Origin of the sequence: Halomonas sp. 3A7M, from assembly GCF_014897875.1 — a bacterium.
In the GTDB taxonomy this organism is placed as follows: Bacteria; Pseudomonadota; Gammaproteobacteria; order Pseudomonadales; family Halomonadaceae; genus Vreelandella.
In genome coordinates this window covers 1-1683 of record NZ_JABUZD010000109.1, presented here as the reverse complement: position 1 = coordinate 1683, position 1683 = coordinate 1, and the positions used below count along the sequence as shown (strand labels likewise).

Annotated in this window: 1 protein-coding gene; it reads right to left on the bottom strand. The window is 63.8% G+C overall.

Going from position 1 to position 1683, the window contains the following annotated elements; translation table 11 throughout:
- Nucleotides 1-37 precede the first annotated feature (37 nt).
- Nucleotides 38-1605, bottom strand: a protein-coding gene (locus tag INT19_RS09300; protein ID WP_226924563.1) for an IS3 family transposase whose coding sequence is annotated in 2 segments (ribosomal slippage) — nucleotides 38-1140 and nucleotides 1140-1605 — 1569 coding nt in all. Because the reading frame shifts where the segments join, the coding sequence is not laid out codon by codon here.
- Nucleotides 1606-1683: the final 78 nt, after the last annotated feature.

Genomic DNA, 1683 nt, shown 5'->3' with positions numbered 1-1683 from the left:
CGGTAGTTGTCAAGAAATCTGTCGCCTCTGAGGTCTTTTAGGCCACCTGTTTTTCCGGCTCTACGACGGTGACCTGGAGTTCCCGCTCTGGGTTGAGTGACACGGTACCTATCGGCGTCCAGTTGCGGGTCTTGCCGCTCCAGCGTGCGGGGTTGGCCGCACGTGCTGCCTGATTGATGGCATGGCGCTTGGCCAGTACATCGGTATCCCCGCCAGCATGGCGCTGTGCCGGCGTCACCAGGCGAATCCCGCTGTGGCGATGTTCGTGGTTGTACCACTGCACGAAACCGGCCACCCACTCACGGGCATCGTCGATCGTGGCAAACCCGTCGACGGGGTAGCAGGGCCGGTACTTGCAGGTCCGGAACAGCGCCTCCGAGTAAGGATTATCATTGGAGACCCGCGGCCGGCTGAACGATGGCGTGATGCCGAGGTCATGCAGCTTCTCCAGCAGCGTGGCGCCCTTGAAGGGGCTGCCGTTGTCCGCATGCAACACCAGCGGCTGATCGATGATCTGCTCGGCCAGCACCGCCCGCTCCAGCACGCTGCGGGAGTTATGGGCCGACTCGGCCAGAAACACCTCCCAGCCGGTGATCTTGCGGCTGAAGATGTCGATCATCATCACCAGGTAGTAGTACTGCCCCTTGATCGGACCACCCATCCAGGTCGCGTCCCACGACCACACCTGGTTCGGCGCAGTCGCCTGGTAGGTCGTGGGCTTGGCGCGGCGCTGAGGCGTTTTGGCACGGCCACGATGCACCACTTGCCGATGCTTGTGCAGGACGCGGTAGAACGACGAGGGAGAGGCCACGTAGCGCTGCTCCTCGTCGAACAGACGCACCACGATCTGCTCTGGCGGCAAGCTCGCGTACTCGGGGCGGTGGCACACGTCGAGGATCTCCTGCTCTTCGGCCGGTGTCAGTGCGTTAGCCGGCACCGGCCGGTCGACCAAAGGGCGCTGGTCCTCGCGTAGCTCGCCGTCGCGCGTCCAGCGTTGGTACGTTCGGGCGGTGATGCCCAACTCGCGACAGGCGGCTTCCAGGCGGGCCCCTTGGGCCCGGGCGTCTTCGATCAGCGCGATAGCGCGTTGGCGATCTGGGGTGCTGATCATTCGTCCTCGTCCCCCCAGATCGCCCTCGCCTTTTTTCGGAGGGCCAGTAACGCTGCGGTTTCCGCCAAGGCCTCGTTCTTGCGAGCCAACTCCTTCTCCAGCGCTTTGATGCGCTTGCGCTGCTGCTTGGCCTCGTCGGCCTCACGCTGGCGTTCCGAGTGCGAGAGACTGGCGGCCTGCTCACAGTCATTCCGCCAGCGCTCCAGCTGTTCGGGATAGATCCCCCGACGGCGGCAGTATTCCGCGGTTTCCTGGGCGTTCATCGAGGCGGTTTCGATCACGGCGCTGAACTTATCCTTGGATGACCATCCATCGGCGCCCTTGCCCAGAGCATCCGGCAGACAGCGGCCCTCGGCACGGGCTTCCTTGCGCCACTTGTAGACGGTGCCCAGCGAGATCCCTTCCTGCTCCGCGATCACCTGCGGAGAGAGGTTGTGGGGAGGCAGCAGCTTGGCAACCACGGCTTGCCGGCGCTCCTTGGAGTAACGAGGCATGAGTGTCTCCTTTCGCCCCCTGATCGGTTTATAAGAACAGGGTATCAGAGGGTGCGACACTCATCCTGACACTGGGGG